This is a genomic window from Streptomyces gamaensis, from assembly GCF_042656465.1.
GTDB classification, from domain to species: Bacteria; Actinomycetota; Actinomycetes; order Streptomycetales; family Streptomycetaceae; genus Streptomyces; species Streptomyces gamaensis.
Genome location: NZ_JBHSPB010000005.1, coordinates 56,553 through 83,350 on the forward strand (window position 1 = coordinate 56,553; position 26,798 = coordinate 83,350).

28 protein-coding genes are annotated in these 26,798 nt (G+C 73.0%); 12 read left to right on the forward strand and 16 right to left on the reverse strand.

Annotated features, from left to right (window positions below):
- Positions 1-60 precede the first annotated feature (60 nt).
- The gene (locus ACFP1Z_RS09865; RefSeq protein WP_390315610.1) at positions 61-945 is read right to left on the reverse strand and encodes a TIGR03619 family F420-dependent LLM class oxidoreductase; all 885 of its coding nucleotides are present in this window, start codon (positions 943-945) and stop codon (positions 61-63) included.
- Positions 946-1,029: 84 nt separating this feature from the next.
- On the reverse strand, positions 1,030-1,668 hold the full coding sequence (locus ACFP1Z_RS09870) for a glycosyltransferase (protein WP_390315611.1): 639 nt from the start codon (positions 1,666-1,668) through the stop codon (positions 1,030-1,032).
- Positions 1,669-1,885: 217 nt separating this feature from the next.
- Between ACFP1Z_RS09870 and ACFP1Z_RS09875 the strand changes: the two genes are divergently transcribed.
- Genes ACFP1Z_RS09875 through ACFP1Z_RS09885 form a run of 3 tightly spaced genes read left to right on the forward strand, consistent with a single transcriptional unit; the run spans position 1,886 to position 5,017 of the window.
- Positions 1,886-2,794: a sulfotransferase family protein gene (locus ACFP1Z_RS09875; RefSeq protein WP_390315612.1), complete on the forward strand. Its 909-nt coding sequence runs from the start codon at positions 1,886-1,888 to the stop codon at positions 2,792-2,794.
- Between the two features lie 58 nt (positions 2,795-2,852).
- Entirely contained in the window at positions 2,853-4,421 is a 1,569-nt protein-coding gene (locus tag ACFP1Z_RS09880; RefSeq protein ID WP_390315613.1) for a glycosyltransferase, read from the forward strand.
- A gap of 14 nt (positions 4,422-4,435) precedes the next feature.
- On the forward strand, positions 4,436-5,017 hold the full coding sequence (locus ACFP1Z_RS09885) for a hypothetical protein (RefSeq protein ID WP_390315614.1): 582 nt from the start codon (positions 4,436-4,438) through the stop codon (positions 5,015-5,017).
- 22 nt (positions 5,018-5,039) lie between these two features.
- On the opposite strand, the gene ACFP1Z_RS09890 is transcribed toward ACFP1Z_RS09885, so the two are convergent.
- From ACFP1Z_RS09890 to ACFP1Z_RS09900, 3 genes are read right to left on the reverse strand one after another with little or no spacing between them, the layout of a single operon-like run.
- Positions 5,040-5,678, reverse strand: a complete 639-nt coding sequence (locus tag ACFP1Z_RS09890; protein WP_390315615.1) for a LutC/YkgG family protein — start codon at positions 5,676-5,678, stop codon at positions 5,040-5,042.
- On the reverse strand, positions 5,675-7,129 hold the full coding sequence (locus tag ACFP1Z_RS09895; RefSeq protein WP_390315617.1) for a LutB/LldF family L-lactate oxidation iron-sulfur protein: 1,455 nt from the start codon (positions 7,127-7,129) through the stop codon (positions 5,675-5,677). Before ACFP1Z_RS09895 ends, ACFP1Z_RS09890 begins: the two co-directional genes overlap by 4 nt.
- A complete protein-coding gene (locus tag ACFP1Z_RS09900; protein WP_390315618.1) occupies positions 7,126-7,905 on the reverse strand; it encodes a (Fe-S)-binding protein in 780 nt (259 codons plus the stop codon). The genes ACFP1Z_RS09895 and ACFP1Z_RS09900 overlap by 4 nt, the downstream gene beginning before the upstream one ends.
- Before the next feature lie 123 nt (positions 7,906-8,028).
- Here ACFP1Z_RS09900 and ACFP1Z_RS09905 point away from each other — a divergent pair, with 123 nt between their 5' ends.
- A complete protein-coding gene (locus tag ACFP1Z_RS09905) occupies positions 8,029-8,697 on the forward strand; it encodes a GntR family transcriptional regulator (RefSeq protein ID WP_390315619.1) in 669 nt (222 codons plus the stop codon).
- 24 nt (positions 8,698-8,721) lie between these two features.
- Here the strand turns inward: ACFP1Z_RS09905 and ACFP1Z_RS09910 are convergent, their stop codons facing one another.
- Positions 8,722-8,955 carry a hypothetical protein gene (locus ACFP1Z_RS09910; protein WP_390315620.1) on the reverse strand — a complete coding sequence of 78 codons (234 nt, stop codon included), beginning with the start codon at positions 8,953-8,955 and terminating at the stop codon, positions 8,722-8,724.
- A gap of 67 nt (positions 8,956-9,022) precedes the next feature.
- Positions 9,023-10,747 carry a DNA polymerase/3'-5' exonuclease PolX gene (gene polX, locus ACFP1Z_RS09915; protein WP_390315621.1) on the reverse strand — a complete coding sequence of 575 codons (1,725 nt, stop codon included), beginning with the start codon at positions 10,745-10,747 and terminating at the stop codon, positions 9,023-9,025.
- A gap of 111 nt (positions 10,748-10,858) precedes the next feature.
- Here polX and ACFP1Z_RS09920 point away from each other — a divergent pair, with 111 nt between their 5' ends.
- Positions 10,859-11,428 (forward strand): TetR/AcrR family transcriptional regulator, encoded by a 570-nt coding sequence (locus ACFP1Z_RS09920; protein WP_390315622.1) that lies wholly within the window; start codon positions 10,859-10,861, stop codon positions 11,426-11,428.
- Between the two features lie 159 nt (positions 11,429-11,587).
- Entirely contained in the window at positions 11,588-12,784 is a 1,197-nt protein-coding gene (locus ACFP1Z_RS09925; RefSeq protein WP_390315623.1) for a GDSL-type esterase/lipase family protein, read from the forward strand.
- A gap of 29 nt (positions 12,785-12,813) precedes the next feature.
- Here ACFP1Z_RS09925 and ACFP1Z_RS09930 read toward each other — a convergent pair whose 3' ends face one another.
- Positions 12,814-14,184 carry a phosphoribosyltransferase family protein gene (locus ACFP1Z_RS09930; RefSeq protein WP_390315625.1) on the reverse strand — a complete coding sequence of 457 codons (1,371 nt, stop codon included), beginning with the start codon at positions 14,182-14,184 and terminating at the stop codon, positions 12,814-12,816.
- Between the two features lie 198 nt (positions 14,185-14,382).
- On the opposite strand from ACFP1Z_RS09930, the gene ACFP1Z_RS09935 reads away from it, so the two are divergent.
- Together ACFP1Z_RS09935 and ACFP1Z_RS09940 are read left to right on the forward strand one after the other, a co-directional pair.
- Positions 14,383-14,637: an antitoxin MazE7 gene (locus tag ACFP1Z_RS09935; protein WP_390315626.1), complete on the forward strand. Its 255-nt coding sequence runs from the start codon at positions 14,383-14,385 to the stop codon at positions 14,635-14,637.
- A 2-nt stretch (positions 14,638-14,639) separates the two neighbouring features.
- Positions 14,640-15,014: a toxin Doc gene (locus ACFP1Z_RS09940; protein ID WP_390315627.1), complete on the forward strand. Its 375-nt coding sequence runs from the start codon at positions 14,640-14,642 to the stop codon at positions 15,012-15,014.
- 37 nt (positions 15,015-15,051) lie between these two features.
- On the opposite strand, the gene ACFP1Z_RS09945 is transcribed toward ACFP1Z_RS09940, so the two are convergent.
- From ACFP1Z_RS09945 to ACFP1Z_RS09955, 3 genes are all read right to left on the reverse strand, one after another.
- Entirely contained in the window at positions 15,052-15,309 is a 258-nt protein-coding gene (locus tag ACFP1Z_RS09945) for a type II toxin-antitoxin system RelE family toxin (RefSeq protein WP_390315628.1), read from the reverse strand.
- The gene (locus ACFP1Z_RS09950) at positions 15,299-15,523 is read right to left on the reverse strand and encodes a hypothetical protein (RefSeq protein WP_390315629.1); all 225 of its coding nucleotides are present in this window, start codon (positions 15,521-15,523) and stop codon (positions 15,299-15,301) included. The genes ACFP1Z_RS09945 and ACFP1Z_RS09950 overlap by 11 nt, the downstream gene beginning before the upstream one ends.
- A 155-nt stretch (positions 15,524-15,678) precedes the next feature.
- A complete protein-coding gene (locus ACFP1Z_RS09955) occupies positions 15,679-16,644 on the reverse strand; it encodes an NAD(P)-dependent oxidoreductase (protein WP_390315630.1) in 966 nt (321 codons plus the stop codon).
- A 240-nt stretch (positions 16,645-16,884) separates the two neighbouring features.
- Between ACFP1Z_RS09955 and ACFP1Z_RS09960 the strand changes: the two genes are divergently transcribed.
- Both ACFP1Z_RS09960 and ACFP1Z_RS09965 read left to right on the forward strand, forming a co-directional pair.
- On the forward strand, positions 16,885-17,538 hold the full coding sequence (locus ACFP1Z_RS09960; RefSeq protein WP_390315901.1) for a CBS domain-containing protein: 654 nt from the start codon (positions 16,885-16,887) through the stop codon (positions 17,536-17,538).
- A 160-nt stretch (positions 17,539-17,698) separates the two neighbouring features.
- Entirely contained in the window at positions 17,699-18,736 is a 1,038-nt protein-coding gene (locus ACFP1Z_RS09965) for a zinc-dependent alcohol dehydrogenase family protein (protein ID WP_390315631.1), read from the forward strand.
- A gap of 228 nt (positions 18,737-18,964) precedes the next feature.
- On the opposite strand, the gene ACFP1Z_RS09970 is transcribed toward ACFP1Z_RS09965, so the two are convergent.
- Positions 18,965-19,246, reverse strand: coding sequence for a hypothetical protein (locus ACFP1Z_RS09970; RefSeq protein WP_390315632.1), 282 nt, complete (start codon positions 19,244-19,246; stop codon positions 18,965-18,967).
- 494 nt (positions 19,247-19,740) lie between these two features.
- Here ACFP1Z_RS09970 and ACFP1Z_RS09975 point away from each other — a divergent pair, with 494 nt between their 5' ends.
- A complete protein-coding gene (locus tag ACFP1Z_RS09975; protein ID WP_390315633.1) occupies positions 19,741-20,967 on the forward strand; it encodes a DUF418 domain-containing protein in 1,227 nt (408 codons plus the stop codon).
- 146 nt (positions 20,968-21,113) lie between these two features.
- The gene (locus tag ACFP1Z_RS09980) at positions 21,114-22,517 is read left to right on the forward strand and encodes a glycosyltransferase (RefSeq protein ID WP_390315634.1); all 1,404 of its coding nucleotides are present in this window, start codon (positions 21,114-21,116) and stop codon (positions 22,515-22,517) included.
- Positions 22,518-22,550: 33 nt separating this feature from the next.
- On the opposite strand, the gene ACFP1Z_RS09985 is transcribed toward ACFP1Z_RS09980, so the two are convergent.
- The 4 genes from ACFP1Z_RS09985 to ACFP1Z_RS10000 all read right to left on the reverse strand — a co-directional run bounded on the left by ACFP1Z_RS09985 (position 22,551) and on the right by ACFP1Z_RS10000 (position 26,722).
- A complete protein-coding gene (locus tag ACFP1Z_RS09985; protein ID WP_390315635.1) occupies positions 22,551-23,018 on the reverse strand; it encodes a hypothetical protein in 468 nt (155 codons plus the stop codon).
- Positions 23,019-23,197: 179 nt separating this feature from the next.
- Complete coding sequence (locus ACFP1Z_RS09990; protein WP_390315902.1) at positions 23,198-24,688, reverse strand: hypothetical protein; 1,491 nt, start codon at positions 24,686-24,688, stop codon at positions 23,198-23,200.
- A gap of 302 nt (positions 24,689-24,990) precedes the next feature.
- Complete coding sequence (locus tag ACFP1Z_RS09995; RefSeq protein WP_390315636.1) at positions 24,991-25,512, reverse strand: SET domain-containing protein; 522 nt, start codon at positions 25,510-25,512, stop codon at positions 24,991-24,993.
- A gap of 82 nt (positions 25,513-25,594) precedes the next feature.
- Positions 25,595-26,722 (reverse strand): DUF5954 family protein, encoded by a 1,128-nt coding sequence (locus ACFP1Z_RS10000; RefSeq protein ID WP_390315638.1) that lies wholly within the window; start codon positions 26,720-26,722, stop codon positions 25,595-25,597.
- Positions 26,723-26,798: the final 76 nt, after the last annotated feature.

Sequence of the window (26,798 nt, forward strand, 5' to 3'; positions counted from 1 at the left end):
CCCGGGGTGTGGTGCTGCGGTCCCCGGGAACGGGAGCGTACGGGCGTACACCAGCGGGAGCTAGGCCCCGCGCAGCAGTTCCAGCACCTTGACGCCCAGGGACAGCGCCTCCTCGGGTTCCCGCACGCACCCCTGGAGGTCGATGAAGCAGTCGGCGCCGGGGTCCCGTACGCCGGACAGGGCGGCGGTGATCTCCTCGGCGGTGGAGCCCGGCCCGGGGTTGAGGCGCAGTCTCTGCCGCAGCGCGTCGGGGTCGCGGCCGGCCTCCCGCGCCGCGCGGCGGGCCGTCTCCCACAGCGCGGCGTGGGCCTCGGCCGGCAGGACGACGCCCATCCAGCCGGCGGCGCGGCGTCCGACGCGGCGCATCGCGGCCGGGGAGACGCCGCCCAAGTAGACGGGCGGGTGCGGCTGTTGGAGGGGGCGCAGCCCGAAGTGGGAGCGCGGTATGTGCCAGTACGTTCCCTCGTGCCCGTACTCCTCCTGGGTCCAGATGCCGTGGAGGACGTCGAGGAACTCGTCGAGCCGTGCGCCGCGTTCGCCGAAGTCGGCTCCGGTGGCGGTGTATTCGTCCCGCAGCCAGCCGACGCCGAAGCCCACGTCCAGCCGCCCGCCGCTGACGCGGTCGAGCGTGGTGAGGGCCCGGGCCGGCAGTACGGGCGGGTGCAGGGGCGCGGTGAAGGTGCTGGTCCCGAGCCGGACCCGGGACGTGGCCGTGGCGGCGACGGTCAGCACGGTGAGCGGGTCGAGGAAGGTCCGGTGCGCGGGCGGGAGGGGGTTCTCGGGGGTGCCGCCGGGGTAGACGTCGCTGGGCTCGGTGGGTGCGAGCGTGCGGTCGCCGACCCACAGCGAGTCGAATCCGGCGGCTTCCGCGTCCCGGGCGAAGGCGGCGATCGTCTCCGGGCGGGCGTGGGTGCCGTGCTGGGGCAGCGCGATACCGATATCCATGGCGCCATGATGGTCCGGACGGGCCGGGGATTCTGACAGGCCGTCACCACAGGGCGGGTGAGATCCACCACAGCGCGGGCGGTATCAGCCGCTGCCGGGCGCCCACGACCGCACCCAGCTCCCCTCCCAGTGGTGCACCGCGTAGGCGTCGGGGAAGCGTTCCCTCCGGCGGTGCGGCTCGCTGTAGTGGTACGGGTGGAAGCAGGTACGGGGGAAGACGGTCAGCGGCGGAGGTGCGCCGGGGCGCCGCAGCCGGTGGTAGATGTCGGTGGTCAGCCCCGGTCCGGTCCTGTGCGCCGGGCTCGCGCCCCGGAGGCGGGCCGTCCGGGCGGGGAGATACTCGACGCATGCGGCGAGGAACGGGTGTCCCGGCACGGCACCGAGGATGTTGCTCGCCACGTGACAGCCGTCCGGTGTGCCGGCGAATGCGTTGACGCCGTTGAGCAGTTCGTCCAGCGAGCGCAGACACTCGAAGTCGGTGTCGGCGTAGATTCCGCCGTACCGCAGCAGGATCTCGTACCGTGCCACGTCCGACTTCTCCGACCAGGACGACGCGGCGTCGTAGGCCGCGCGGTTCCTCAGCAGAGGCTCGATGTCACGCTCGCGCCACAACCGGTAGTCCCAGCAGGGGTGGTGGCGCAGCCAGGTGCGGGTGTACCGGCGCAACCGCTCGGGCATCGGTCCGCCCAGCCACACCTGGTGCAGGATCTGCGGCAGGGTCATGTCCTCCCCTTTCCCCGGCCGTGTCCTGTCCGTGCCGGCGGGTGACCGGATCGTGGGCGCACGGCAGTGGACAGTGACGTGTGCATGCGCGGTCGTCGTGCGTCGTCACGCTGGTGACGGTGAGTGCCGGGCTCCGCCACGATGAGGCACGACGAGGGCCGGCAACGCGTCGTCTGCGGCCGGTGGTTCTCCTCCGGCCCGGGTGAAGGGGCACACCATGGATGGTGCGGTGCTCACCGTGTTCGGGGAACTGGCCGCGGCCGCGCCGCCGGCCGACGGACGCCGGCCGGGTGTCGTGGTGCTGGGCATGCACCGCAGTGGCACCTCGGCTGTCACCCGCGCGCTGAATCTGCTGGGGCTGTCCGTCGCTCCCGCGAGCGATCTCGTGGGGGCCGGTCCCGGCAACGAGCGCGGGCACTGGGAGAGCCGCACGCTCGTGGAGTGCAACGAGCTGATCCTGCGGGCCGCCGGAGCGTGTTCGTGGCGGCCGCCGCCGGCGGGAGGGGCGTGGCTGGCCTCGCCCGGGGTGCGTGCCCTGGTGCCGTTGTGCCGGGCGGCGTTCCGCGTGGTGCATCCCCACGGGCCCTGGGTGTGGAAGGATCCGCGGACCTGTCTGACGGCCGGGCTGTGGCTGTCGCTGCCGGCCGTGCCGCCGGCGGTGGTCCTGGTCGTCCGTCACCCGGTGGCTGTCGCCCGTTCGCTCAACGCGCGGGACGGGTTCGCGTTCCCGTACTGCCTGGCCATGTGGGAGCGCTACGTGCGGGAGTCCCTGCGGGTATCGGCGGGGTTGCCGGTCTGGATCACCTGGTTCGAGGAACTTCTCGACGCCCCCGAGGAGTGGGCGGACACCGCGTCGCGGTTCCTGCGTATTTCCGGGGTCGTGCCGGACGGCCGCCTGCCCGGCCCCGGACTGCTGCGTCCGTATCTCGACCCCCGGCTGCGCCATCACACGGGGGAGGAGGGCGAAGCCCCCCGCGGCCTTCGGCTGTCCTCGGAGCAGCAGCGGCTCCTGGACCGCCTCCAGTGGCTCACCGGCACGCACCGGTCGTTCCCGCCCCCGGTCCTTCCGGACGAAACCCCGGGAACCCAAGGGCGTTTCGCGGTCCCGCAGGCCGTGACCGCCTGACGCCCGACCGCGCTTCCTCCGGCACAGCACACGGCACGAGTCAGGCGAAGGGACGAGGATGGACGACACCGCGCTCACCGCGATCAGAGAGCTCGCCTCGTGCGACGACGGCCGCCACCGGCTGCGGCCGGAGTCCGGCCCGGCCGGGGAACAGCGGACGCTCACGGTCGGGATGGCGACCTACGACGACTACGACGGCGTGTACTTCACGGTCATGAGCCTGCTGCTCTACCACCCGGAGGTCAGGGACCGGATCGGCCTCGTGGTCGTGGACAACCACCCCGCCGGCCCGGACGCCTGGGCGCTCAAGCGCCTGGAGGAGCGCGTGCCGGGGCTGCGCTACGTCCCCTACGACCGGCGGGTGGGCACAGCGGCCCGGGACCGGATCTTCCGCGAGGCCCGCTCCGACTGGGCTCTGTGCCTGGACTCGCACGTCCAGCTGCTTCCGGGGGCACTGGCGGCGCTGCTGGAGTTCATCGACGCCCACCCCGACAGCGACGACCTCGTCCAGGGGCCACTGGTGGCCGAGGATCTGCGCACGGTGCGCACGCACTGGGAACCCGGCTGGGACCGGGGCATGTACGGGCAGTGGGGCTGCGATCCACGCGGCGCCGACCCCGCCGGACCGGCCTTCGAGATCGGCATGCAGGGCCTGGGGGTCTTCGCCTGCCGTACCAAGGCGTGGCCCGGCCTGAACCCCGCCTTCAGTGGTCACGGCGGCGAAGAGGGCTATCTTCAGGAGAAGTTCCGTCGCGCCGGGCGTCGTGTGCTGTGCCTGCCCGCCCTGCGCTGGACCCATCGCTTCAACCGCTCCGGGAAGGTGCCCTTCCCGCACAGCTGGGACCGGCGGCTGCGCAACTACCTCATCGGCTGGGGCGAACTGGGCCTGCCGGTCGACGAGATGACCGATCATTTCGCCGGACTGATCGGCGCGGAGCCTGTCGAGCGAGCGGTGCGGGACCGCCAGGCCGAGCAGAACAACCCGTTCACCTCGTTCGACGGCATCACCTGCATCAACCTGGACGAGCGGCCCGACCGCTGGGAACGTACCCGCGCGCGCCTCGCCGCCCTGGGCATCCACGGGGACCGGGTGCACCGTCTGCCGGCGGTCCCCACTCCTGGCAACCACCACATCGGCTGCGCTCTGTCGCACCGCAGGGCCGTCGAACTGGCCCACACCGACGGCCTGGAGAACCTGCTCGTCCTGGAGGACGACGTCCTCTTCCTCGACGGCGCGACCTGGGTGCTGCGCCGGGCCCTGGACGAGCTGCGCGGGCGGCCGTGGTCGCTGCTCTACCTCGGCGGGGCCGACTGGGGCCGTACGTTCGAGCGCGCGGACGGCTGTCATCACCTGGAGCACGTCACCGGCGTCACCACGACCCACGCCATCGTCTACGACCGCGGCGTCTTCAGCAGGCTGCTGGACGAACTGCCCGACAACGAGGCGGACATGGCGGCGTGGATCGGCGAGCACAGGGCCATCGACCAGTACCTCGCGCGCTGGGACCAGCCCGGCTGCTACCGCACGGTCCCGGTCGTCGCGGCCCAGGAGAACCAACTCGCTCTCGTCCCGCCCGACCTGCACGACCAGTTCGGCACGGCACGCACGGCATACACGGCATCGTGAAGGGAGACCCCTCCATGTCCCAGCCGCACGCCCGTCGCGACGGCCTGCGTTCCCGGGCCCTCGACGGCGGCCGGCTCGCCGTCTACGACGAGCGCACCGACACCGGCCACCTTCTCTCCCCACTGTGCGCGACGGTCTTCCGGTGCGCCGACGGCACCCGCACCCTCGACGACCTGGCCGAGGCCGCGTCGGCCGGCTCGGGCGTCCCCGTGAGCGTGGATCTCGTCCGGCTGGCCCTGGCCGAGCTGGAGGACAAGCGTCTGCTGGACCCGCCGGCCGGCTCCTCCGGGAGCGGTCTGACGCGCAGGCGGGCCCTGGCCCGGGTGGCCGCCGTAGGCGCGGCGGCCGCGTTGCTGCCGTGGATCGATTCGGTACCGGGCGTCACACGCCGGGCCGCGCAGGCGGCCGAACCGGCCCGGCCCGGGCAGCGGTCGGCGGCGGGGTCCCCGCAGCGGCCGCTGGACATCACGCTCACCGAGCCGGTCTGCGTGTCCGGGCTCATCTGCACGACCATCGAAGTCACTGTGCCGGTGCCGACCGAGACGCCCCCGCCAGACACCACTTCACCAGCCGGGGCCCCACGCACCGGCCGCTGAACCGGCCGCCGCGAACGGCCCGTTACTCTCCCACGATCACCACCGTCAGCCGTCGCGGCCCGTGCACGCCCTGGACCCGGATCATCTCGATGTCGGCGGTGGCCGACGGGCCGCTGATCCAGGTGAGCGGGCGGCGCGGGTCGAGCCGGCCGATGGCCTCGGGGAGGGCGGAGACGGTCTGGTCGGCGCGGACCACGCACACGTGGAGGTCGGGCAGCAGGGTCGGGGCGCGGCGGCCCTGGCCGGGGCCGGCGTCGAGGACGAGGGTTCCGGACTCGGCGATGGCCACCGCGCAGGCCGTCACGACCGCGTCGACGGCGTCGAGTGCGGTGTGCGGCAGGGGCGGGGAGTCCTCGTGGACGGTGCCGGTCCAGTCGGCGATCCAGGGGGCGGGGAGTCCGGCGGGGACGACGGCCGTACGGGCTCCGCCGTCGTCCAGGGCGCGGGGCACTGCGTGCGGCAACTCCTCGGCGCCGACGCGGTGGACGACGGCGCCGTACTCCTCCAGCCGCTCCGTCAGCAGGGCCACGGCGGCGGCGCGGTCGTCGGGGGAGTCGGTGGGGGCGTGCCGCAGATAGCGGCGGGGGATGTCGGCGCGGTCTGGGGGCAGGTCGGCGACGGCCGCGCGGATGCGGGCCAGCACGGTTTCGCGTGAGCTCACTCGGTGTCTCCGTCCTTCGTGCCGCCGTCGGTGCGTTTCCACCAGGTGCGGAAGGATTCCTTGGGGATGTCGGGGAGGGCGCGGCTGTCGGTCCAGCCGTGCAGGGGGCCGGGCAGCTTGCGGTGCGGCGGGAGCAGTACGCCGGCCTTGCCGGCCGCTTTCACCGCCGCGTTCCACAACGGGCTGTGTGCCATGACCTGTTCGACGGCCTTGAGGGCTGCTTTCTCCGCCGGGTGTTTGACGCGGGCGTCGCCCTCGGCGATGTCGGAGCGGAGTTCGAGGAGTACGTCGGTGAAGCGGATGCGGACCGGGCAGACGTCGTTGCAGGCGCCGCACAGGGTGGAGGCGTAGGGCAGGGAGGCGGTCTGCGGGTCGTCGGGGCCTTTGAGGAGAGGATTGAGGATCGCGCCGATCGGTCCGGGGTAGACCGAGCCGTACGCGTGGCCGCCGGTGCGCTCGTAGACGGGGCAGATGTTCATGCAGGCGCCGCAGCGGATGCAGCGCAGGGCCTGCCGGCCGACGGGGTCGGCGAGGGCGCGGGTGCGGCCGTTGTCGACGAGGACGAGGTGGAAGGCGCGCGGTCCGTCGCCGTCGGTCACCCCGGTCCAGGTGGTGGTGTAAGGGGCCATGCGTTCGCCGGTGGCGCTGCGGGCGAGCATTTGCAGGTAGATCTCCAGGTCCCGCCAGGTGGGTACGACCTTCTCGATGCCGACGACGGAGATCAGGGTGTCGGCGAGGGTCAGGCACATACGGCCGTTGCCCTCGGACTCGACGACGCACAGGGTGCCGGTCTCGGCGACCATGAAGTTGGCGCCGGAGACGGCTACTTTCGCTTGAAGGAACTTCTCCCGCAGGTGCAGGCGGGCCGCTTCGGCGAGTTCGGCGGGGTCGTCGGTGAGGCCGTCCGGGGCGGGCCGGCCGTGCTTGCCCATCTCGCGGACGAAGATGTCGCGGATCTCGGTGCGGTTGCGGTGCAGGGCGGGCACGACGACGTGGGAGGGCAGGTCGTCGCCGAGTTGCACGATGGTGGCGGCGAGGTCGGTCTCGCGGGCGCTGATGCCGGCCTCCTCCAGAGCGCTGTCCAGTCCGATCTCCTCGGTGAGCATCGACTTGACCTTGACGATCTCCGTCTCGCCTGTCTCCCGGACCAGGGCGGTGACGATGCGGTTGGCCTCGGCGGCGTCGGCGGCCCAGTGGACGGTGCCGCCGGCGGCGGTGACCCGCTCCTCCAGCTGCTCCAGGTAGGTGTCGAGGTGGGCGAGGACGTCGTCCTTGAGCGCCGCCGCCGCGTCCCGCAGGTGCTCCCAGTCGGGGCGTTCGGCGACGAGGGCGTCGCGTTTGGCGCGGATGGTGTGGGTGGCGCGGCGTACGTTGGCGCGCAACTGCTCGTCGCGCGTGGCGTGTTCGGCCGCCCTCGGGAAGGCGGGCCAGCCGACGAAGGTACGGCTCATCGCGGGGCTCCGCTCGGTGCGAGGGGCACCCCGGGCAGTGGTCCGTCCCGTTCGGTGCGGGCGAGGATCTCCACGAGGTGCAGGGTGCGGACGGTGTGGCCGTCCTTGGTGAGGCGGCCGCCGATGTTCATCAGGCAGGAGTTGTCGACGGCGGCCAGCACGGGTGCGCCCGTCTCGACGACGTGGCGGGCCTTGTCGCCGTTCATGGCGGCGGAGACGGCCCCGTTCTTGACGGAGAAGGTGCCGCCGAAGCCGCAGCACTCCTCCTGGGCGGGCAGTTCGACGAAGTCGATGCCCTGGACGGCGCGCAGCAGCCGGTAGGGGCGGTCGCCGAGCCCCGAGGCGCGCAGGCTGTGGCAGGTGGGGTGGTAGGTGACGCGGTGCGGGAAGTACGCGCCGACATCCTCGGCGTGCAGGACGTCCGTCAGGTACCGGGTCAACTCGTGGACGCGCGGGGCGAGTTCCCTGACGTCCCGCAGCAGGCCCGCGTCTCCGGCGGCCTCGGCGGCGGCCCCGTACGCCTCGGAGGGCAGCCCGCCGCAGGAGGCGGAGGGGACGACGACCGCGTCGTAGGCGCCGAAGACGTCGACGAAGTGGCGGGCCAGCTTCGCGGTCTCCTTGCGGTAGCCGGTGTTGTAGTGCATCTGCCCGCAGCAGCTCTGCCGCTGCGGGAACTCCACGTCCACGCCGAGCCGGCGCAGCAGGGCGACGGTGGCCTGCCCGCTCCGGGGATGGAGCGCGTCGTTGATGCAGGTCACGAAGAGCGCGGTGCGCAACGTGCCTCCTTGTCCGCGGGGGAAGGGGCGGTGCGGGGTCCGTTTCCCGCAGCCTCCACGAGAGTACGAACATAGATGCAAGACGGGACGCAAGGGGACGGGGCCGACGGCACAATAGGAACCATGACCTCTCCGCCGCCCACTGCCGACCGCGCCTACACCCATGTCCGGGAGCGCCTGCTCGACGGCCGCTATCCGGGCGGCGAGCTCCTCTCCGAGGGGGCCGTCGCCACGGAGCTGGGCCTGTCCCGCACGCCGGTGCGCGAGGCGTTCCTGCGCCTGCAGGCCGAGGGCTTTCTGCGGCTGTACCCCAAGCGGGGCGCGCTCGTCGTGCCCGTCTCCCCCGGCGAGGCGCGCTCGGTGCTGCAGGCGCGGCTGCTGCTGGAGCTGTTCGCGCTGGACTCGCTGGCCGCGCGGGGAGCGGAGGCGCTGCGCGGGACGGGCGAGGGGCTGCTGGAGGACTGCGCCCGGGAGCGCGCCGAGGAGGCCTCGCCGGTCCGGGCCCTGGAGATCGCCCGGGCCTTCCACACGCGGCTGGTGCGCGCGGGCGACAATCCGGTGGTGGCCTCGATGTACGAGACCCTGTGGGACCAGCAGATCCGGGTCTTCGCGGCCGCGACCACGGGGCGGGGCCACGCGGCCGAGGACGTCGGCGAGCACGTCGCCATCGCCGAGGCCCTGCGCGCGGGCCGCGCGGCGAAGGCCCGCCGTCTGCTGACGGAGCACGTCGCGGCGGCCCAGCGGCGCGCGGATCTCGGCGGCGAACCGGCGCTTCCGCCGCCGACGCAATAGGACGTGGCGGACCGGCAGGCCGGCTCAGCGGCGTCTGCCGGCGAGCCGGGGGCACACGCAGCGGATCTCGCCGCACAGATGGTGCGGCAGGGGGTCGCGTCGGGGCGAGGTGCCGTTGTCCAGCTGCCGCGCGTACGCGGCGGGCGGCTCGACGTAGGGGGAGTTGGTTCTGCAGCGGGTGCACGACCAGCGGCCGAAGATGCCGTTCACCTCCGCGCCGCAGTTGGTGCACACGTGCTCGGTGATTTCCGGCAGCATCGGGGGGCGCCCTCTCCTTCCACGAAGTCTCCGCCGGCCGCGGCGAAGCCGCCATCGTACTGCGTGACTATCGGGACCCGCCGCGCAGGAAGCGCCGCAGGCGTTGCAGCGGCCAGGTGTTGATGATGTCGTCGGCGGTGAGCCAGCCGCGCTGCGCGGTGCCGACGCCGTAACGCATGTAGGGCAGGTGCGTGGTGGAGTGGGCGTCGGTGTTGACCGCGAACTTCACGCCGTGCTTCTTGGCGCGCAGGATCTCCTCGTCGCCCAGGTCGAGGCGTTCGGGGTGGGCGTTGATCTCCAGGGCGGTGTGGTTGCGGGCGCAGGCCTCGTAGACGGCGTCGAAGTCGGCGTCGACCGGGGGGCGTTTGCCGATGAGCCGGGTGGTGGGGTGGCCGAGGACGGAGACGTGCGGGTTCTCGCAGGCGCGGACGATACGGCGGGTGAGCTCGCGGCGGCTCTGTTTGAAGTGCGAGTGGACGGAGGCCACGCACAGGTCGAAATCGGCGAGGAAGTCGTCGGGCCAGTCGAGCTCGCCGTCGGGGCCGATGTTGAGCTCGGTGCCGTGCAGCAGGTGCAACCCCCGGTGTTTTCTGTCCAGTTCGCGCAGTTTCTTGCGCTGGGCGAGGATCTTGGCGTCCGTCATGCGCTGCATGTACAGGTTCGGGGCGTGGTCGGTGACGGCGTAGTAGGCGTAGCCGCGCTCGGCCGCGGCGGCGACCATGTCCTCCAGGGAGGCCAGCCCGTCGGTGAGGTCGGTGTGGGTGTGCAGATCGCCCCGGATGTCGTCCTCGGTGACGAGCTCGGGGAGTTCGCCGCGCTGCCCGGCGGGGATCTCACCACGGTCCTCGCGCAGGGTCGGCGGGATCCAGGGCAGGCCGAGCCGCTCGTAGATGTCCTCCTCGGCGGCGGAGGTGATCTTCTTGCCGGTGCTGTTGTCGAACAGCCCGTACTCGGAGAGCTTGAGGTCCTCGCGCACGGCGATGGTGCGGATGCGGATGTTGTGCGCCTTGGAGCCGGTGAAGTACAGCAGTCCGCCGCCCCACGCGTCGGGCGGCAGCACCCGCAGGTCGACCTGGAGCCCCTTCGTCGTGCGGATGGACGTCTTCTTCGGGCCGTGGGCGATGACTTCGGCGACGTAGGGCAGGTTGCTGAGGGCGTCCATGAACGGGCCGGAGCGCTCGGCGGCGACGAGGACGTCGACGTCGCCGATCGTCTCGCGCATACGGCGCAGTGACCCCGCGTACGCACAGCCCTCGCAGCCGTCGACGGCGGAGAGGTCGGCGACGACCTGCTCGGCGACGTCCATGGCGGCGTCGATGCGGATGCGGCCGCCGGCCTGCTGCATGAGGGCGATGCCGTGGAGGATGTTCTCCTCGGTCTTCTCCCCGAAGCCCTTGAGGCCGCGCAGCTTCTCCTCGTGGACGGCGTCGAGGAGTTCGTCGACGGAGGAGACCCCGAGCTCCTCGAAGAGGGTCATGGCCCTGCGGGGGCCGAGCATGGGGATCGCGAGGAGCTCGCGCACGCCGGGCGGGACGGCGGTGCGGGTCTCCTCGAAGGCGGTGACGTGGCCGGTGCGCAGGAACTCCACGACCTTCTCGGCAATCGACTTGCCGACACCGGGGATCTCCTGCAGTCCCTTCGCGTCGAGTTTCGACACGTCGGTCGGGTGGCCGCCGATCGCGCGGGCGGCCTTCTCGTAGGCGCGGGCCTTGAAGGCGTCGCCGCCGGTGATCGCGAGAAGGTCGGCGTGCTCCTTCAGCGCCGCCTCGACCTCCTCGTTGGGCCGGGCCATGTCTTCAGCCTGCCACCGGCGGACGGCCCCCGCCGCTCGGACCGGCGGACACCCGGTTGCCTAAAACCTTTAGGCAACTGCATAATCGATTTAGCCGAACGGGAGGAAGCCATGGCACGCGTGGGACTGACCACGGAACGACTGACCCGGGCCGGGGCGGAGCTGGCCGACGAGGTCGGCTTCGACCAGGTGACCGTCTCCGCGCTCGCCCGGCGCTTCGACGTCAAGGTCGCGAGCCTGTACTCGCACGTGAAGAACTCCCAGGACCTGCGGACCAGGATCGCCCTGCTCGCCCTGGAGGAACTCGCCGACCGGGCCGCCGAGGCCCTGGCCGGACGCGCCGGCAAGGACGCCCTGACCGCCTTCGCGAACGTCTGCCGCGACTACGCCCGCGAGCACCCCGGCCGCTACGCCGCGACCCGGTTCAGGCTCGACCCGCAGACGGCCGCCGCGAGCGCCGGCGTGCGGCACGCGCAGATGATGCGGGCGATCCTGCGCGGCTACGACCTGACCGAGCCCGACCAGACCCACGCGGTCCGGCTGCTGGGCAGCGTCTTCCACGGCTACGTCGACCTGGAGCTCGCGGGAGGCTTCAGCCACAGCGCCCCGGACTCCGAGGAGTCCTGGGTACGCGTCCTCGACGCCCTCGACAGCCTGCTGCGCGACTGGCCCGCGCGGTAGCGTTCCGCGCGCCGGAGCCGCGCTACGGGACAGCCCCGCGCTCCTTCGGGGCGCCAACCGCACCACGCCGCGCCGGACTTCGCCAGGCCCGTTCGAGGCCGGCACGGGCCGCGCCCGCCCTCACCCCTGACCGATTCCCCACCGAGACAGGCCAAGAGCATGCCCACGCCCCGCCACCCCTGGATCACCACCCCCATCACCGAGGACCTCCTGCGCGGCGCCCTCGAACTCGAACGCACCGCGCACGGGGTGCTGCCGCACCGGCTGCCCGCGCGGGCCCGCGCCCAGTGCGCCGACGGACAGCTCGCCATGGCGGAGTCCCAGCCCTCCGGTGTCCGGCTGGCCTTCCGCACCCGGGCCACCACCGTCGAGCTGGACGCGCGGCCCACCAAGCGGGTCTACGCGGGCGCCCCGCCCCGCCCGGACGGCGTGTACGACCTGCTCGTCGACGGCCGCCTCACCGGGCAGGCCAGTGCGAGCGGCGGCAACACCCTGACCATCGACCTGGCCACCGGCACCGCCGAGCACCGGCCGGGCCCGTCCGACACCCTCCGCTTCGGTGAACTGCCCGACGGCGTCAAGGACATCGAGATCTGGCTGCCGTACAACGAGACCACCGAACTCCTCGCCCTGCGCACCGACGCCCCCGTCGAGCCCACGCCGGACCACGGCCGCAAGGTGTGGCTGCACCACGGCAGTTCGATCAGCCACGGCTCCGACGCCGCGAGCCCCACGGCCGTCTGGCCGGCCCGCGCCGCGTCCCTCGGCGGCGTGGAGCTGATCAACCTCGGGCTGGGCGGCAGCGCCCTCCTGGACCCGTTCACCGCCCGCACCCTGCGGGACACCCCCGCCGACCTGATCAGCGTCAAGATCGGCATCAATCTGGTCAACACCGACCTGATGCGGCTGCGTGCCTTCGTGCCCGCCGTCCACGGCTTCCTCGACACGATCCGCGAGGGACACCCCAGCACCCCGCTGCTGGTCGTCTCGCCCATCCTGTGCCCCATCCACGAGGACACGCCCGGACCCTCCGCCCCGGACCTCTCCGCCCTGGGCGAGGGGCGGTTGAGGTTCCGGGCCGCGGGCGATCCGGCGGAGCGCGCGAGCGGCAAGCTGACCCTGGCCGTCGTCCGGGACGAACTCGCGCGCCTCGTGGAGCGGCGCGCGGCCGAGGACGCGCACCTGCACTACCTCGACGGCCGGGCCCTCTACGGTGAGGCCGACTTCGCCGAACTGCCGCTGCCCGACGAGCTCCACCCGGACGCCGCCGCCCACCGCCGCATCGGCGAGCGCTTCGCCGGGCTGGTCCTCACCGGCGACGGCCCCTTCGCGGAGCGCGGCGTGCTCAGCCGATGACTGTGCTCAATCGATGAACACGCACAAGCTCAGCCGACGGACGCGGACGCCAGGTGCGAGGTGAACCAGTCCCGGGCCAGGGACGCGACCACGTCGAGCGTGCCCGGTTCCTCGAAGAGGTGCGTGGCCCCGGGCACGACGGCCAGCTCGTGCTCGCAGCGCAGCCGTTCGGCGGCCCGCTGGTTGAGGTCGAGCACGGTCTCGTCGCGGCCGCCGACGATCAGCAGGGTCGGCGCTCGTACCGCCGTCAGCCGGGGCAGCGCGAGGTCCGGGCGGCCGCCCCGGGAGACGACGGCGCAGATGTCCGGGTGGGTGCCGTCGGCCTCCACGGTCTCGGCCGCGTCGGCGGCCGCCCACAGCGCCGCGGCCGCCCCCGTGCTCGCGCCGAAGTAGCAGATCGGCAGCATGAGCCGGCGCAGCCAGCGGGTGACCTCGGTCAGCCTGCGGGCGAGCGGTTCGATGGCGAAGACGTTGGAGCGGTCGCGTTCCTCGTCCGGGGTGAGCAGGTCGAACAGGAGCGTGCCGAGTCCGGCGTCGGTGAGGACGTCGGCCACGGCGCGGTTGCGGGGGCTGAAGCGGCTGCTGCCGCTGCCGTGCGCGAAGACGACGACGCCGGGGGCGCCCAGGGGTACGGTCAGGTCCCCGGCGAGCGTGACGGTGCCGCCGTCGACGGGGAGTTCGACCGGGCCGCTCTCGCCGCCGCCCTGCCCGGCTCCCCCGCCCTCGTCCGCCGTCCCGCCCTCCTCCGCTGTCCCGGGCGCGGTGCCGCGCGACAGCAGCTCGACGACCTCCTCGTCCGAGACCTGCGCGAAGTCCGCGTACCACTCGCCGACGGCGAAGAACGGCGTCGGCAGCGACAGGCACACCACCTCGTCGGCGACGGCCCGCAGCGACTCGGCCGCCTCCGGCGGGGCGACCGGCACCGCGAGGACGACCCGGCCGGCGCCCTGCGCCCGCGCGACCTGGCAGGCGGCCCGGGCCGAGGCGCCCGTGGCGACACCGTCGTCGACGATGACGGCCGTGCGGCCGTCGAGCGGGATCCGCGGCCGCCCGGCCCGCAGCCGCTCCGCCTGCCGCACCAGCTCGTCCTGCTCCTGCCGTTCGACCTCGGCGAGGCTGCGCTCTCCCGCGCCGCTCATGTTGACGATGTCGGGGCTGATGACGCGCACGCCGCCCTCCCCTATGGCGCCGAAGCCGAGTTCGCGGTGCGAGGGCACGCCGAGTTTGCGCACGACGATCACGTCGAGGGGGGCGGCGAGCTCCCGGGCGACCTCCCAGGCCACCGGCACGCCGCCGCGGGGCATGCCCAGCACCACCGGCCGCGCCTCGCGCAGCCCGGGCATCCCGGCCAGCCTCCGCGCCAGCCTCCGCCCGGCTTCCGTCCGGTCCCGGAATCGCATGGTCGACCACCTCCGGCACCACGCTCGGTTCCGTGTCGTCCCCTGTGCTCCAGTTCCACGCTACGCCGGGCGGTCACGGCCGTTCCCGGAACAGTCATGTGCAGTCACACAGGATCACACGGGATCGGAAACAGCACGCTTCGTGGCCACTTCCGGAAAAGGTATCCGCGCAGGTATGCACGAGAGCATACTCAGAGCATGAGCGACACCACCGTCAAGATCGACACAGAGACCCGGGACAGGTTCGCCGCCCTGGCCGCGGCCCGCGGCATGAGCATGCGCGCCTACCTCGCGGAGCTGGCCGTCACGGAGGAGAACCAGGCCAGGCTCAACCGGGCCACAGCCGCCTTCGAGGCCGCCATCACCCGCCCTGGCTTCGCCGAGGCCTTCGAGCGCGACTTCGGCGCCCCGTCGGCCCGTACTTCACCCCGCACTTCACAGCGGGCTGCCTGACCTTGGAGCTGCTGATCGACCACCGCTGGCTCCTGGACCGGCAGGAGGACCTGCTCGGCAAGGAGCTCGCGGTCAGGGACTATTCCGGGCTCGTGGCCGCTGTCGCGAGGCACCGGGTGAACACGCCGAGCCTCGACGAGAGCAACCCGGACGCCTGCTGGCGAGCCGCCACGTTGTTCGAGACCGTCGTGCTGCTGCGCCCGCTGCCTTCCCACAATGAGTTCTTCGCCTACGGCATCGCGGTGGCCTACGCGCGGGCATCGGGCGAGACGATCGACGCGCCGTACGAGCACTGGCGGGACCTCGTCCACGACGTCCAGGCCCAGCGGCTCACCGTGTTCGACATCGCCGACCGGCTCCGTTCCTGGCGGACGTGACCCGGCGAGAACCGCACCGGCACGCGGAGCCGCCCGCTCACGCCTCCACGTACGTCACCACGACAATCGTCCGCAGAGCCGTCACGTAGTAGATGACCCGCACCCCGTCGACCTTGTCGGTGTAGTCGCGCAGCAGCGTGCCGGGTAACTCCGTGCCCAGCCCTGGGTCGACCGAGATGGCGACGACGACGCGGTCGAGGCGGTGGGTCTCGTTCGCGTCGAGCTTGGTCAGCTGGGTCTCGGCGGGCTCCACGAAGACGACGCGGCCACGGCTCGGACCGTGGTCAGGCGACACGGGGCGGCTCCTCGGCGAGTCTGGCCAGGTGCGCGTCGCGCAGGGTCTCCCACAGGACGCCCGTCTCCGGGTCGGGGAGGCCGTTGGCGGCGATGTCCTCCAGGACGGCGGCGAGACGGTCGGCCTTGTCCCGCTGCTCGGCAGCATAGGCGCGCAGGGCCTCGGCCGCCGCGGGGGGAACCGGCTGACGTTCCGGGGCCGGCTGCTGGGTCATGGGGAACTCCTGGGTATCGCTCGGTGTCGGCTCACGCTATCGCTGACGGAGTGACGACTTCAGCCTCTTGGCGATATTGCATCAGCTGTGGCGACGTCAGCCACGGTGAACTGCCGTAGTCACTGCGGCAGTTCTGGGACCCTTCTTTCCGTGCGTCAGATCTGATGACCGGCGGCCGGGGCGTCCGTCAGCCCGTCGTCGACCGGCACGTTCTCCGGTTCGAGGGCGAGTCCGGAGGCCGCGGCCTGGAGGTCGAGGAGGACCGCGAAGTCCTCCTCGGTCCGGCCGGAGGAGACGGCCGCCTGGATCAGCTGGGCGGTGGCGGCGGTCAGCGGCAGGGGGACGTCGAGGCCGCGCGCGGCGGCGAGGCCGAGGTCGAAGTCCTTGCGCAGCAGGACGGGCGTGAAGGTGGGGGTGTAGTCGAGGTTGACGAGGGCGGGGGTCTTGTAGCGGGTGAAGGGGGAGCCCATGACGCTGTCGTTGAGGAAGCCGAGGTAGACGTGACGGGGCACGCCGCCCTTCTCCGCGAGGACGGCGGTCTCGGCCAGGGCCTGGGTGACGATGCCGAGCAGCAGATTGTGGGCGATCTTCACGAGGCGGGCGGTCTCGCCCTCCCCCGCGTACGTCACCGTACCGGCGAGCGACCGCAGCAGGGGCGCCACGCGCTCGTAGGTCTCGCGCGGCCCGGAGGCGACGAGGCTCAGCCGGCCGGCGGCGACGGCCTTGGCGTTGCCGCTGACGGGCGCGGCGAGGAAGGCGGTGCCGCGCTCCGCGCACGCGGCGCGCAGGGAGGCGGAGGCCTCGGGGGAGACGGTGGAGCAGTCGACGAGGACGCCGGGCCCGCGGTCCGTGCCGGTGAGCAGTCCGGCCTCCCCCAACAGCACCTCCCGCAGAACCTGTTCGGTCGACACCGTCGTGAACACCACGTCGCGGTCGCGCAGTTCGGCGGGCGAGGGGCTGAGCGTGGCGCCGTGCGCGGTGAGCGGTGCGGCCTTCGCGGCCGTACGGTTCCACACGGCGAGGTCGGTGCCGGCGTCGGTGAGGCGGCGGGCCATGGCCAGGCCCATGCGGCCGGTGCCGATCCAGCCGACGCGGGGGCGGTGCGGGGTGTCGTCCGTCATCGGTGTCGTCCTCCTCGGCCCTGGGCTCACGGCCCTCGGTAGCGATCATCCTGGTGAGGGCGGGTGCTCATGTCAACGTGGTGCCGGGGGTGTTGGGTCCGCTGATCCGGCGCTTACAAGCCACCCGGGCCGGGCCCACGTCACGTGCCGGACCACGGGGATGCGAAGCTGGACACCGCACGACATGCGCGGACAAGAGACGACACCGTCCGCCGTGGTCATCGAAGGGACCGGTAGATGTTGCAGCACAGAACGGTGGGCGATCTGATGACGCACGCCGTCGCACGGGTACAGCGCGGCACCGTGTTCACGGAGATCGTGCGGGTCCTCCACGAGTACGACATCACCGCGGTGCCCGTGGTGGACTCCGAGGACCGGCCCATCGGCATTGTCTCGGAGGCCGATCTGCTGGCCAAGGCCTCCCAGCACGCGGACCCGCACCATCCCTTCGACGGGGAGCCGCTGGACGCCAGGACCCGCGCGAAGGTCGCGGCGACGACCGCCGAGGGCCTGATGAGCAGCCCCGTGACCTGCGCGCGTCCGGAGTGGAGCGTCGTCGAGGCGGCCCGGACCATACAGGAGCGGCGGGTCAAGCGGCTGCCGGTCGTCGACGACGCCGGGGTGCTTGTGGGCATCATCAGCCGCGGCGACCTCCTGCGGATCTTCCTGCGCTCGGACCGCTCGATCCGCGACGAGATCGTCGAGGACGTGATCGTGCGCACGCTGGGCGAGTCTCCCTCGGCGATCGGTGTCGACGTCAACAACGGGCTGGTCACGCTGAGCGGCACGGTGAGCGGCGCGGACCGGGTGCCGGTGCTGGTACGGCTGTGCCGCAGCGTGGACGGGGTCGTGGAGGTCGAGCACCGGCTGACGAGCCGGGAGGGGCAGGGCTGAGCGCCGGGTCCGGCCCCCGGGACCGTACGGGCGCCCGTCCGGCGCCCCGACCGGGCCGGGCCGGCGCACCGGCGGCGCGGGGACCGGCTCCGCGTCTTGCCGCGTTCCCGCTCCCGGCGCACCGTGGAAGACGGTGAGCGCCGATCGGAGGTGAGCGGCCATGACTCTGCCCGCAGGGACGACGGTGCCCACGGAGACGACGGCGTGGGTGGTCGAGCGCGCCGCCCCCGCCGCCGAGCGTCCGCTGCTCCGGGTGCGGCGCCCCCTGCCGCCCCTGGGGCCGGCCGGGCTGCTGGTCGAGGTGGCCGCGTGCGGGGTGTGCCGGACGGATCTGCATCTCGCGGAGGGCGACCTGCCGCCCCGGGTGCCGCGCTGCACGCCCGGGCACGAGATCGTGGGCCGGGTGCTCGCGGCCGGCCCGGAAGCGGAAGGGTTCGCGCGCGGGGACCGGGTGGGTGTCGCGTGGCTGGCGGGTACCTGCGGGGAGTGCGCGTACTGCCGGCGGGGGCGGGAGAACCTGTGCCCGTCCTCGCGCTACACGGGCTGGGACGTGCACGGCGGCTACGCGGAGCACACCGTCGCCGACGCCCGGTTCGCCTACCACCTGCCGGAGGGGCCGCCGGACGCGGAGCTGGCACCGCTGCTGTGCGCGGGCATCATCGGCTACCGGGCGCTGGAACGGGCCGAGCTGCCGGCGGGCGGGGTGCTGGGGATCTACGGGTTCGGGGCGTCCGCGCACCTGACGGCGCAGCTGGCCCTCGCCCGGGGTGCCACCGTGCACGTCCTGACCCGCTCCCCCGCCGCGCGCCGGCTGGCCCTGGAGCTGGGCGCGGCCTCGGCCGGGGGCGCGTACGACGCCCCGCCCGAACCGCTGGACGCGGCGCTGCTGTTCGCGCCGGTGGGCGATCTCGTGCCGTACGCGCTGGCGGCGCTGGACCGGGGCGGGACCCTGGCCGTCGCGGGCATCCATCTGACGGACATCCCGGTGCTGAACTACCAGAAGCATCTGTTCCAGGAGCGCACGCTGCGCAGTGTCACGGCCAACACCCGTACGGACGGCCGCGCTTGCCTCGCGGAGGCGGCCCGGCACCGGCCGGTCGTGCACGTGGAGCCGTATCCGATGCGGCACGCCGACGACGCCCTCGCGGACCTGGCGGCGGACCGGGTCACGGGGGTGGCGGTGTTGACGGCGGACTGAGTTCCGTGTCGGCTCAGCGGACCCAACACCCCCGGCATCGCGTTGACATGAGCGCCCGCACTTACCAGGATGATCACTACCGAGGGCTGTGGGCCGAGGGGGACGCCGCCCCGCGCCGCCCCCGCGTCGGCCGGCTCGGCACCGGCCGCATGGGACTGGCCGTGGCCCGCCGCCTCACCGACGCCGACCTCGCCGTGTGGAGCCGTACGGCCGCGCAGGCCGCACCGCTCACCGAGCCTCGCCAGGGGCCCGGAGAGGCACCAGCCTGCGGCCTGCGACGGCGTTGCGGTAGGACGCGTCACGCCCTGGGACCTGGCTGAGAACCGCCTCGGTCCACCATGCTTCGAGGACCGCGTCGATCTCCTCACCACGCTCGGCCGCGAGCACCTCACGGTAGAACTGGGCCCGGTCGGCTCCGGACAGGATGTCCCCGATGCTGTTGATCGTGCAGGGGATCGCCGGTACTCGCGGGTCCGTTCCGGCTCCGCAATCGGCTGGCTGTGCACTCATACTGCTGCCTCCTCACGGCGTTGACGGCAGTCGGTGTCATGCTACGGCAGTACGGCGCCGCGCCACGGCCGTACACCGCCCGCACCCCGGGAGGCGCTGGGCCCTGGAACCGTACGCGCCCACCGAGGAGAGACGACGCCGGGCGCGAGGCGTTCGCGGTGCGTATGGCGGAGTCGGTGCGCGGGTTGGTCGACGAGCCGGTCTGATCACCAACCGGCCGTCCTTACAAGGCGCTTCGATACCCACGCCACCGGAATCACCGAGCTCCATCCGATCGTGCGGTTTCCCTCGTTGCTGCCGATCCCGGTGATTCCGGAGACACTTGGCGGGGCGCGTGTTCCTCCGCAGCCCGTACGTCTGCTTTCGCCCGGAGATCTTCCGGAGATCCGCCCGGGGGAACCGTACGGCGCCCTTCCTGTGCGTCGCGTCAACGCCGGGCCAAATTCCCCGGATTGCGTTGTCCCGCGGCCCGGTGGTGGCCAACGCTGGGGGTCATGACGCACAGCACTCCGCCCGCGGGCAGGGCGCCCGCGCTCACGCTGCCGGCCCGTACGTCCGCTGCCCCGGCGGCCGGTCGGCTGGTCGGTGTGGATCTGGCCCGCGGGCTCGCGGTGCTCGGGATGTACGCCGCGCACGTCGGTCCCGATCCGTCGGACGGGGGTCCGGCCGGTCTTGTCATGGAGTTCGCCCACGGCCGGGCCTCCGCGCTGTTCGCGCTGCTGGCCGGTTTCTCACTGGTGCTGATGACGGGGCGGCTCCGGCCGAGGACGGGACGCGCGGGCCGGCAGGCCGTCGCGCGGGTACTCGTCCGTGCCGTGGTGCTCTTCGCGCTCGGGACCGTGCTGACCATGGCGCACACCGATGTCGACGTGATCCTCGCCTTCTACGCCCTGTACTTCGTGTGCGCGCTGCCGCTGTACCGGCTGCGGGCCCGTACGCTGGCGCTCCTCGCGGCCGGTTCGGCGGTGGTGCTGCCGCAGGTGCTGTACGTGGTGCAGGGTTCGATCGCCGGGTCCGACTGGGCGGACGCGGTGACCGGCCACGATCCGCTCGCGCGCCTCGGCGGCACGGGCGGTGTGCTGGGGCTGCTGTTCACCGGCGCCTATCCGGTGCTCACGTGGATCCCGTTCGTGCTCGCGGGCATGGCGGTGGCCCGGCTCGACGTGGCTTCGGCGGCCGTCCGCCGGCGGCTCGCCGGTGCGGGCTGCGCGCTCGTCGTCCTCGGCCACGGCGGCTCCTGGCTCGCGCTGCACCTGTGGCCGGCCGTCCCCGCGGCGATCGACGCCTCGAACGGCGGGACGGGGGCGGGGCTTTGCGCGTGGTGGTCGGACGTGGCCGGTTTCCCGGCCTGGGACACTCCGGCGTGGCTGCTCGCGGCCTCCCCGCACAGCGAGACCACGCTGTCGGTGGCCGGGAACACCGGGGTCGCCCTCGTCGTTCTCGCGGGCTGTCTCGCGCTCACCGAACGGGCGCCGCTCCTGCGGAAGTCGGCGGAGCCCGTGACGGCGGTGGGCCGGATGTCACTGACCGCGTACGTCCTCAATGTCGTCGGCATCTGGGCGCTGGGCATCGAGGACGTGCCGGGGTCGCCGCTGCCCGTCCTGTTCGGTTTCGTCGCGGTGGTCGTCCTCTTCGCCCTGCTGTGGTCGCGGGTCTTCCGGCGCGGACCGCTGGAGTACCTGCTGTACCGGGCGACCGGGCTCGCCCGCCTCGTCCCCTGACCGCCCCCGGCCCGCCCCGCGCGCGTACGCCGTCCGCCGCCCGCCGAACTGCGCGGGCGCGCGGTCCGGTGGACGATGGGCGGCGTGGGCGCGGGCGGTGCCGCAGCGGGCGGCACGGCCGGGCCTGCCGGACGAAGGGAGCGCCCGTGCTGCAGCCGGTCACCATTGGCGAGCGCCCGCTGCGGGCCCTGCTCCCCGCGCTCGGCCCGGAGCGGTACGAGACGTGCGAGGAGACGCTGCGCACCGCCCGGCGGGCGCTCGCGGGCCGCACCGTCTGGCAGGTCAACACGACGGCGGCGGGCGGCGGTGTCGCCGAGCTGTCCCACGCGCTGCTGCCGTACGCGCGGGCCGCCGGGGTCGACGTGCGCTGGCTGGTGCTGCCGGGCGACCCCGCCTTCTTCGACACCACCAAGCGGCTGTTCCTGCTGCTGTACGGGCACGAGAGCACCCCGGAGCCGGACGACGCCGCGTTCGCCCACTACGTGTCCGGGTGCGCCGACGCCGCGCGGGGGCTCGCCTCCCGGCTGCGGCCCGGCGACATCGTCGTCCTGCACGACCCGCAGACCGCCGCTCTCGCGCCCGCCCTCGCGGCGGCCGGGGCGCGGGTGGTGTGGCGCTGCCACATCGGCTGCGACGCGCCGCCGCCCTCGGCGGAGCGCGCCTGGCGGCGGCTGGCGCCCTTTCTGGACGCGGCGCGCCTGATGGTCTTCTCCACGCCCCGGCACGTCCCCGGCCTGTGGCGCGACAGGCGGACCGCGGTCCGGGTGATCCCGCCCTCGCTGGATCCGCTGTCGGCGAAGAACCGGGAGTGGGGCCACGAGCCGGCCCTGGCCATCCTCTCGGCGGCGGGACTGTTCGCGCCCGGCTACCGGGCGGCCGCACCGCCGCCGGGGACCGCGGTGGCGCGGGTGAACCACGTGACGGACGGGCCGGGGCTGCCGGTGGGGCGGCCGCTGGTCACGCAGGTGTCGCGCTGGGACGTGCTCAAGGACATGCCCGGGGTGATGGCCGCCTTCGCCGAGCGCACCGCGGACCTGGACGGCGCGCACCTGGTGCTGGCCGGGCCGGATGTGACGGGCGTCGCGGACGATCCCGGCGGGGCGGCGGTGCTGCGGGAGTGCCGGCAGGGCTGGCGCAAGCTGTCGGCGAAGGCCCGGAGCCGGATCCACCTGGTCACGGTGGACATGGCCGACCCCACGGCGAACGCCACGGTCATCGCGGCGCTCCAGCGGCACGCCACGGTCGTCACGCAGAAGAGCCTCGCGGAGGGCTTCGGGCTGACGGTGACCGAGGCGATGTGGAAGGCGCGGCCGGTGGTGGCGAGCGCGGTGGGCGGGATCACCGACCAGATCCAGCACGGGCGTGAGGGCATCCTCGTCCGCGACCCGTACGACCACGAGGCGTTCGGGGACTGCATTCTGCGGCTGCTGGCCGACTGCGAGCTGCGCGGGCGTCTGGGCCGGGCCGCGCACGAGCGCGTGCACCGGGACTATCTGCCGGACCGGCACCTGATCCGCTGGGCGGAGGCGCTGCTGGGCCTGCTGGACTGACGGGATCTGCCGCGCCGGCCAGACCGAGGGGGGTCACTGGCCGGCGGTGCCGGAGCGGTTGGCGTCCTGCCAGTCCTTGTCGTCCTGCCAGGCGTAGAGCGTGGTGTCGGTCATGTAGGCGTAGTAGGCGCCGCAGCGGGCCGTGGCCTGGCCCTGCGCGTCGAGGGGGAACCACGAGGCACTGAGGTCGGGCTTCTTCGCGCCGTCCGTGGTCGCGGGCCGGCACTCGGCCGGGAGCTCTGTGCTGGGGAGGGTGGCCTTGAGCAGCCGGTCGCCGCCGGTGGTCCTCATCACGTACCGCACCGACTTCGCGTCGTCCGGCAGCCAGCGGGGCACCGAGGCCCGCTCGCTCTTGGCTTCGGCGCCCGTCGCGTACGAGGAGGCCTGCTCGTGCCGCTTGCCGAACCAGTCGGCGGCGGCGGGCACGGCGACCACGGCGAGGACGCCCGTGGCCGCGACGACCCCGGCGGTGACGAGGACGGCGGTCTTCTTGCTGCTCATGGGTCTGCTCCGGATCGGCTCGGCTGCTGTCGACGTTGCCATCCTCTGCCCCGTTTCCGGGCTGTACGTCCGTCTGGAGAACCGATTCCGTATGCGACTCAGGGACTACGGGAGGGCGGCCGACCCCGAGCCGACCCCGAGGGGGAACCCGGAGCCGACCGGACAACTGCCCGTGGGGGTCAGCGGTTCCAGTCCTCCTCCCAGATCAGGGTCTGGCACTGGAAGCCGTCGCTGCTCGCCTTGACCACGGCCCGCTTCTTGGACTCCAGGACCTTCCCCTGGTCGGTGGTGAGGCGGTAGAAGACGTCGAAGGTGCGCTCATCGCCCCGGTTGCGCGTGACCGTCCAGCCGGGCGACTTCCCGTCCGAGGCGGGGTAGGTGTACTCCTTGCCGCCGCGTTCCCTGACGACGGTCTGCGTCTTGCCGGGGACCTTGACCGAGGTGTCCCACAGCACGTCCATGGTGAACCACCAGATGCTGCACGGGAGATCGGCCTTGGGGACGGGCAGGATCGGCAGGGCGCCCTTGTCGAGGGAGGGCGGCGGGGGCGGGTCGGCCTTGGCGCGCTCGAAGATGTCGATGAGGGTTTCCACGACGGCGTCGGCGAGCAGGGCCACGTCGACGATCTCACCGACGACGGGGACGGCCTGGGAGGCGACGAGGGCGGCCAGGGCGACCGCGTTGACGGCGATGGCCTCGGGGTCGTGGTTCTGGACGCCGTCGGCGATGCCCAGGGCCTGGCCGACACCGGGGACGATCGCGGTGGTGGCGGCGGCCTTGTCGAGGGGGGTGGCGTTCTTGTCGGAGAAGGTACGGGCCATGCCGTACGCCCAGGTGCCGACGCCGAAGGCACCGGCGGCCACGTGCGTGCCGCTCACCTCGCGGACCTTGGCGTGGGTGCGTTCGGCGACGGCGACGGCCTCGGGGCGGCTGAGTCCGGTCCTGCTGCGCTCCGGGAGGCTGTCCATGTGGGCCTTGTCCTCGGTGACCTTCTTCACCGTGGCCTTGGCCTTCTCCTTGACCTGCTGCCAGTCGACGGCCTGGCACCAGCTGGCGGAGCGGCGGACGCGGGTGCCGCCCGTGCCGCAGCTCTCGGCCTGTGCCGCGTAGACCGACGCGTCGGCCACTCCCTTGAGGCCGGCGCGGAACTTCAGGGCCGAGGTGGCCTTGCCGTCCTTGGCCATGTTCCAGGGGACGATGATCTCGTTCCGGCCGGTGCCGTCGTTCATCTTGATGACGGTGTTGCGCTGCCCGAGCGTGTCCATCAGTTGCTCGCCCGGTTTGACGTCCAGTTTTTCCTTGATGAAGGTCAGCTGGCGTGCCAGATAGGTCTCTTCGGCCTCGCCTTCCCGCTGGGCCAGGGTCACCTCGGCCACCGTGACCTCGTGCGGCAGGGTCACTTCGACGACTCCGCCGGCCTGTGTCGCGTCGTCGTTGATGCTGTATCCGGCGGCGTGGTTGATGGATTCGGCCAGATAAAGGCCCTTCCAGTTGGGGTCGTTGTTGCCGGCCGAGCCGACGGGGCGGAGTCCTTCGAGGATCGAGTCCAGGTGCTCGGGCTGTTTGTAGCCGTGGTAGGCCGTCAGCCCGGTCTGTGTGGTGGTGGATATGCCGTCGGGCGTGGGGGAGTTCGGTGCGGCGTGGGCGAGTTCGGCGGAGGCGGCGGCCATGACGCCGGCGAACGCGGTGACGGCGACGGCGCGGTGGAAGCGCCGGGCGGGTCTCGCGGATCCGGCGGATCTCGCGGGGGGTTCGGTGAGGGTGCGCATACGTCTCCTCGGGCAGGTGGGGGGAGGGAGGTTTCATGCGGACAGCCGGTAAAGGCTTGGTCATGATCCTGCCGGAGACGCGTAAAGGGCTGGCATTGGCCGAAAGGACGACATCGACGCCGCCAACCCCCGCCGAACGGCGGGGGTATGGCACGTCGGCGCCCGCAGGTCGCGTACTCGAAAACCCCCTTCGCCCGCGCGCCTCAGTCGCGCACGGAAGCCTCCCGCGCGCCGAGGAGTTCGCGAATGTGGTCGTTGAGGGCGTAGCGCCGCAGGATCTCGACGGGGAGCGCGTGCGCGCCCGTGATGGCGCCCAGGCAGCCCCGGTGTCCGCACGCGCAGCGGAAGGGGTTGACCACTTCCCACTCGGTGGAGGGGTAGAAGAAGGTGAGCGCTTCCCCTTCGCCGACCGGCCGCAGGGTCCGTACGTGACCGAGTTTCACGTCGACGAACGTATTGGGGACGCACGAGTGGTTGAGATGCCGCAGCGCGCCCGGCGGATCGATATAGCGGCCGGGCGCGATCTGGATGGTGTAGCGGTCGGGTGTGGTGCGCGGCCGGGTGAGGGGCAGTTCGGCGACGAGCGCTCCCAGGGGCATCGCGTGGCCGGTGACGCACCGGGTGCCGTGGAGGGTGCCGGAGTCGAGCGCGAGGAGCCGGCCGGGTCCCCGGCGCGCGCCGCCCCTGTCCCCCTTGTTTCCTTCTGTTGCGCGGTCGTCGGTCATGCTGCCTTTATACGAGCGGTGGTCCCGCTGCGGCAGCAGGCCGCGCCGGGGGCGGCGAGCCGACCCCGGCCACGGCGTCCCGTTACGCGCTTCCCCTGCGCCTGCTCTCCTCCAGCCGTTTGCGGCGCTCCCGTTCCTTGTCCACCAGGACCATCATTTCCTTGACCTCTTCCGGCGGCTCGTGCTCGTCCTCGTCCTCCTCGCCCGTGATCACCCCTTGCTCGCGCAGCTGCCGGTCGTGGACCATGACGGGAGGCTGCGGGTCGGGGTCGGAGGGGCGCGGCCCCTCGGGGCCGTCGGGGCCGAACCGGATCAGGCTCTCCACCCGCACGACCCTGAAGTGCCGGTCGGCGACGTACAGTTCCGCGCCCCGCTCCGTATCGAAGCGGTCGGCGGCGCGCGCGTACTCCTCGCGTTCCCGCTCGTCCAGCCGGCGCAGCACGGGGGCCATGACCCGCAGGTCCATCGTCAGCGCGTCGCGGGCGCCCTGCGGGGTGTCGGAGCCGGAGGTCAGCGGCTGCCAGTCGCCGTCGACCCGCTCGGCGATCACGAAGGTGACGGGGAGCAGCACGCCTCCGGGGTGGGTGCGGGCGGCCCGTACGGATTCGTCGCGCACGGCCCGGGGCACGGTGCCGGGTTCGAGGACGAGGGAGAGGAGCTCGGCCTTGAGGATGCCCTCGGACATGCCGGTGGGGTTGACGGTGTCGAGGACGAACCCCTCGGTGGAGCGCGGGAGTTCGTGCGAGGCGCCGGGCTCGGCGGGGTCGGGGTCGGAGGGGCGCGGGGGTTCGGGCCCGTCGGGGCCCGTTCTGATGAACCGTTCGGCGCGTACGACGCGGTAGCGGCTGCCCAGGACGGTGAGTTCGTCGATCACCTCCCAGTCCAGCCGCTCCGCCGCCTTCAGGCACTCGCGCGCCGCCGCCGCGGGCCCGCCGGCGGACTCGATCTCGCAGGCCTTCCTGCGGAAGTGCACGGCCATGGTGTCGCGGGCGTCCTGCGGGGCGCGCTCACCGTAGTAGCCGCACAGCTCCCACCCGCCTTCCTCCCGCTCGCGCGCCACCCCGAACACGGGCCCGCCCGCGCCGAGGATCACGGGATGGGACTCCCGGGCCGCCCACGCCTCCTCGTCCGCGCGGACGGCCTCCGGGCCGGCCGGCACCGTCATTCTGATCTGCCGGTACCCCGGCACTCGCTCACTGGGATCGGACATGCCCCGAGCATGGCCCGCGCCGCGGCCCGTCCGCAGGAAAACCGGTCAGACCGGCGGGCAACCCGCCGGTCCTGAC